This window comes from Streptomyces sp. NPDC056361 (genome assembly GCF_042262805.1).
GTDB lineage: Bacteria > Actinomycetota > Actinomycetes > Streptomycetales > Streptomycetaceae > Streptomyces.
Map to the genome: position 1 here is coordinate 1 of NZ_JBHJQI010000262.1, position 5,286 is coordinate 5,286.

The window sequence follows — 5,286 nt, forward strand, 5'->3', positions numbered from 1 at the left end:
GACCCCAAGGTCCGTACCGGCCTCTCCTCCGTCAGGGGCGGGTCACGCCACGAACGACCGGGGCGATTCGGCGCCTCCGACCGCGCCCGACTCGACCAGGCGGGCCGCGGCGGCCAGCCGGGCGGCGGCCTCGTCGGCGACCGGTCCGCCGACCGTGAAGGGCAGTCGGACGAAGCCCTCGAAGGCCCCGTCGACGCCGAACCTCGGTCCCGAGGGGACGCGGACGCCGACCCGTTCGCCCGCCTCGGCGAGCCGGGAGCCGGAGAGGCCGCCGGTGCGGACCCAGAGGGTCAGCCCGCCGCGCGGCACGGCGAACTCCCACTCCGGGAGCTCCCTGCGGACCGCGGCGACGAGCGCGTTCCTGTTCTCCCGCGCCTGGTCGCGACGGAGGGTCACGGCCTCCTCCCAGCCGCCGGTCCGCATGAGCCAGTTCACGCCCAGCTGCTCAAGCACGGGGGTGCCGAGGTCCGCGTACGCGCGCGCGGCGACCAGGGAGCGGATCACGTCGGGCGCGGCCCGGACCCAGCCGATCCGCATGCCCGCCCAGAAGGCCTTGCTGGCCGAGCCGACGGTCAGGACCGTGGAGCCGGCCGGGTCGAAGGCGCAGACCGGCCGGGGCATCTCCAGGTCGTCGTCGAGGTGGAGCTCGGTCATGGTCTCGTCGACGACGAGGACGGTGCCGGCCGAGCGGGCCGCCTCGACCAGCTGCCGCCGCTGGTCCTCGTCGGCCAGCGCGCCGGTCGGGTTGTGGAAGTCGGCGACCACGTACGCGAGGCGGGGCGCGGCGTCGCGCAGCACCTGCCGCCAGCGGCCCAGGTCCCAGCTGCCGAGGCCCTCGGACATGGCGACGGGCACGAGCCGGGCGCCGGCCTCCCGCATCAGCTGGAGGATGTTGGCGTACGAAGGCGACTCGACGGCGATGCGCTCGCCGCGCCCCGCGAAGAGGTGGCAGATGGCGTCCATGGCCCCCATGGCGCCGGTCGTGACCATGATCTGCTCGGGCATGGTGGGGATGCCGCGGGCGGTGTAGCGGTCGGCGAGCATCTGCCGCAGCGCGGGCAGCCCGGCCGGGTAGTCCCCGTGCGTGTGGGCGTACGGCGGCAGCTCCTCCAGGGCTCCCTGGACACCGCGGGTGAGCCACGGCTCGGGCGCGGGCAGGGCCGCGCAGCCCAGGTCGATCATCGAGCCGAGCGCCTCCGGGGGCAGCGGTTCGAGGCCGCGCGCGGGCAGCGGGTTCCCGGCCGGTACGGCGGTCCAGCTGCCGGCCCCCCGCCGGGACTCCAGGAAGCCCTCGGTGCGGAGCGCCTCGTAGGCGGCGGCCACCGTCGTCCGGCTGACGGTGAGGGCGAGGGCGAGCTCCCGCTCGGCGGGCAGCCGGGCGGCGACCGGCACGCGCCCCTCCAGGACGAGCAGGCGGATGCCGTCGGCCAGCGCGCGGTACGCGGGCGGCTTCCGGGTGCCGGGTGCGGCGGGCCTCGGCTGCTGCGCCTGGAGCTGCCGGGCGAGCTGGGCCGGCCCCACCGCCGAAGTCCACTGAGCCATCGAAATCAGTCCACCTTCATCGAATTGGCCATGGTTGGCACCCGATCCCCCGCCACAGAGTGTCATGAGTCAGTCCACTACCACCACCCTGGGGGGCAGTCCCTTGTCCATCGCCTCCGGCCTCCACGGCCGGCACCTCACCCGTCGGCTCGTCCAGCTCTACGCCGGGCTGACGCTGTACGGGGTCAGTTCGGCGCTCCTCGTGCGGAGCGGTCTCGGCCTCGAACCCTGGGGCGTCCTCCACCAGGGCCTCGCCGAGAAGTCCGGGCTGACCATCGGTGTGGTGTCGATCGTCGTCGGGGCGGCGGTGCTGCTGCTGTGGATCCCGATCCGGCAGCGGCCGGGGCTCGGCACGGTCTCCAACGTCTTCGTGATCGGCCTGGCGATGGACGGCACGCTGGCGCTCGTCCCCGACGTCCACGGCCTGGCGGGGCGGATCCCGCTGCTCGTCCTCGGCATCCTGCTCAACGGGGTGGCGACCGGCCTGTACATCGCGGCCCGGTTCGGCCCGGGTCCGCGCGACGGCCTGATGACCGGTCTGCACCGGCTGACCGGGCGGTCGATCCGGCTGGTCCGGACGGCCATCGAGATCGCCGTGGTCGCGACCGGCTTCCTGCTCGGCGGCTCGGTCGGCATCGGCACGGTGCTGTACGCGCTCGCCATCGGGCCGCTCGCCCAGTTCTTCCTGCGCTGGTTCGCCGTACCGGAACCGGAGCCCGACGTCCCGGGAGCCCCGCCGGGAGCGGACTCCGCCCTCTCCGCGGACACCTCCGAGCCGGTTGCCGCCCCCTCCTCGGACGCCCCGGAGTCGGCCGTCGGCCCCTCCTCGGTCTCCCCGGCGACACCGGGACAGGCCATACTGCGGCGGTGACTCGCGTACGCCACCCCTATCTCGACCACCCCTCCCCCCTCGCGTTCGCCCATCGCGGCGGCACGGCGAACGGGCTGGAGAACACCGCGGCCGCCTTCCGCCTGGCGGCCGCGGCGGGCTACCGCTACTTCGAGACCGATGTGCACACGACGGCCGACGGCGCCCTCGTGGCGTTCCACGACTCGACGCTCGACCGGGTCACGGACGCCTCGGGGCGCATCCGCGACCTGCCGTGGGCCGCGGTGCGCGAGGCGCGGGTGGCGGGCACCGAACCGCTGCCGCTCTTCGCCGACCTCCTGGAGGAGTTCCCGGAGGCCCGCTGGAACATCGACCTCAAGGTCGAGTCGTCCCTCGTCCCGCTGGTGGAGCTGATCCGCAGGACCGACGCCTGGGACCGGGTCTGCGTGGGGTCCTTCACCGAGTCCCGGGTCGCGCGGGCACAGCGCCTGGCCGGTCCCCGGCTGGCCACCTCCTACGGGGTGCGCGGGGTGATCGGGCTGCGGCTGCGCTCCCTCGGCATCCCGGCGGCGCTGCGCGTCGGCGCCGTCGCGGCGCAGGTGCCCGAGCGCCAGGGCGGCGTCCCGGTGGTCGACCGGCGCTTCGTGCGGGAGGCGCACGCCCGCGGGCTCCAGGTCCACGTGTGGACCGTTAACGATCCGGAGCGCATGAACTCTCTCCTCGACCTGGGAGTCGATGGCATCATGACCGATCGACTGGAGACGCTGCGTTCGGTGATGACCGAGCGGGGTGCGTGGGTCTGAGCCCGCGGTCCCCGTGACACGGGGACGGCTCACGGGACGAACGAGGGGGCGCGGCCGTGACCGCATCGACCACCGAGCCGGAGGAGTACGCCGCCGGCCCCGCCGAACGGCGGCGCGAGCAGCGGGGCTGGTATTTCTACGACTTCGCCTGCTCGGTGTACTCGACGAGCGTGCTCACCGTGTTCCTCGGCCCGTACCTGACCTCGGTCGCGCGCGCCGCCGCCGACGCCGAGGGCTTCGTGCACCCGCTCGGGATACCCGTGCGGGCGGGCTCGCTCTTCGCGTACGCCGTGTCGGCGTCGATCGTGGTCGCGGTCCTGGCGATGCCCCTGGTGGGCGCGGTCGCCGACCGGACGGGCCGCAAGAAGCCGCTCCTCGCGGCGGCGGCGTACCTGGGGGCGGCCGCGACGGCGGGGATGTTCTTCCTGGCGGGCGAGCGCTATCTGCTGGGCGCGTTCCTGCTGATCGTGGCGAACGCCTCGCTGTCCGTCTCGATGGTGCTCTACAACGCCTATCTGCCGCAGATCGCGGAGCCGGACGAGCGGGACGCGGTCTCCTCGCGCGGCTGGGCCTTCGGGTACACCTCCGGCGCACTGGTCCTGGTCCTGAACCTGGTCCTCTACCAGGGCCACGACTCCTTCGGCCTGACGGAGGGTGAGGCGGTCCGGATCTGCCTGGCCTCCGCGGGCGTGTGGTGGGGCGCCTTCACGATCGTGCCGCTCCGCCGCCTGCGTGACCGGCGGCTGGGTGTGGAGGGCCGGGACGGGGCCTCCGGGGGCGGGGTCGGCAGCGGCTGGCGCCAGCTGCGGGCGACGCTGAAGGACATGCGCCGTCATCCGCTGACGCTCTCCTTCCTGCTGGCGTACCTGATCTACAACGACGGCGTCCAGACGGTGATCTCCCAGGCGTCGCTGTTCGGCTCCGAGGAGCTGGGGCTGGACCAGACGACGCTCATCACGGCGGTCCTGCTGGTGCAGGTGCTCGCGGTGGCGGGGGCGCTCGGCATGGGGCGACTCGCCCGGACGTACGGCGCCAAGCGGACGATTCTCGCGTCGCTCGCGGTGTGGACGCTGATCCTTGTGGCCGGGTACTTCCTGCCCGCCGACGCGCCCGTCTTCTTCTTCTGTCTCGCCGCCGCGATCGGCCTGGTCCTGGGCGGCAGCCAGGCCCTGTCCCGCTCTCTGTTCTCCCATCTGGTGCCGCGCGGCAAGGAGGCGGAGTACTTCTCGGCCTACGAGATGAGCGACCGGGGGCTCAGCTGGCTCGGTCCGCTCGTGTTCGGTCTCGCGTATCAGCTGACCGGAAGCTATCGGGATGCCATCATCTCCCTCGTGATCTTCTTCGTGGTGGGCTTCGCGCTGCTCGCCCGGGTCCCGGTACGACGCGCGGTGGAGGCGGCGGGGAACCCGGTACCGGACCGCGTTTAGACGTGGCATCGAAAGGGCGGTAGTGTACGCGTTTGGCCTGCCAGGCGGACCGTTACTGCGTGCTGCTTTGGTGAAGACACCGGGTCATATCTGCCGTCAGATGTGACAAAACGGGCACTGGTGGGTACAACAAGGGGCGGCACGACGGGCGACGCATGACCCGGCACGGGAATCTTTACCGCCGACCGGACGTTGACCGGATAACGACGACAGCGACACCTGTCCTGTGGGCGACAAGCCCGGGAGGCACGATTCATGAGTGAGCGAGCTCTTCGCGGCACGCGCCTCGTGGTGACGAGCTACGAGACCGACCGCGGCATCGATCTGGCCCCGCGCCAGGCGGTGGAGTACGCATGCGAGAAGGGACATCGCTTTGAGATGCCCTTCTCGGTCGAGGCGGAGATTCCGCCGGAGTGGGAATGCAAGGTCTGCGGAATCCAGGCTCTCCTGGTGGACGGGGACGGACCTGAGGAGAAGAAGGGCAAGCCTGCGCGTACGCACTGGGACATGCTCATGGAGCGCCGTACGCGCGAGGAGCTGGAGGAGGTCCTCGCCGAGAGGCTGGCCGTCCTGCGCTCCGGCGCGATGAACATCGCCGTGCATCCGCGCGACAGCCGCAAGTCCGCCTAGCGGGCGACCGATCGCACAACGCCGCGGGGCCCGGTACACGATCCGTGTACCGGGC

5 protein-coding genes are annotated in these 5,286 nt (G+C 72.6%); 4 read left to right on the plus strand and 1 reads right to left on the minus strand.

Annotated elements, in window-relative coordinates; all coding sequences use genetic code 11:
• Nucleotides 1-42 precede the first annotated feature (42 nt).
• Nucleotides 43-1,542, minus strand: coding sequence for a PLP-dependent aminotransferase family protein (locus tag ACFCY7_RS39620; protein WP_376490931.1), 1,500 nt, complete (start codon nucleotides 1,540-1,542; stop codon nucleotides 43-45).
• Between the two features lie 64 nt (nucleotides 1,543-1,606).
• Between ACFCY7_RS39620 and ACFCY7_RS39625 the strand changes: the two genes are divergently transcribed.
• From ACFCY7_RS39625 to ACFCY7_RS39640, 4 genes are all read left to right on the plus strand, one after another.
• Nucleotides 1,607-2,413 carry a YitT family protein gene (locus tag ACFCY7_RS39625; RefSeq protein ID WP_376490932.1) on the plus strand — a complete coding sequence of 269 codons (807 nt, stop codon included), beginning with the start codon at nucleotides 1,607-1,609 and terminating at the stop codon, nucleotides 2,411-2,413.
• Nucleotides 2,410-3,174: a glycerophosphodiester phosphodiesterase gene (locus ACFCY7_RS39630; RefSeq protein WP_376490933.1), complete on the plus strand. Its 765-nt coding sequence runs from the start codon at nucleotides 2,410-2,412 to the stop codon at nucleotides 3,172-3,174. The genes ACFCY7_RS39625 and ACFCY7_RS39630 overlap by 4 nt, the downstream gene beginning before the upstream one ends.
• Before the next feature lie 56 nt (nucleotides 3,175-3,230).
• Nucleotides 3,231-4,601: an MFS transporter gene (locus ACFCY7_RS39635; RefSeq protein WP_376490934.1), complete on the plus strand. Its 1,371-nt coding sequence runs from the start codon at nucleotides 3,231-3,233 to the stop codon at nucleotides 4,599-4,601.
• Nucleotides 4,602-4,856: 255 nt separating this feature from the next.
• Complete coding sequence (locus ACFCY7_RS39640; RefSeq protein ID WP_015032218.1) at nucleotides 4,857-5,231, plus strand: RNA polymerase-binding protein RbpA; 375 nt, start codon at nucleotides 4,857-4,859, stop codon at nucleotides 5,229-5,231.
• Nucleotides 5,232-5,286: the final 55 nt, after the last annotated feature.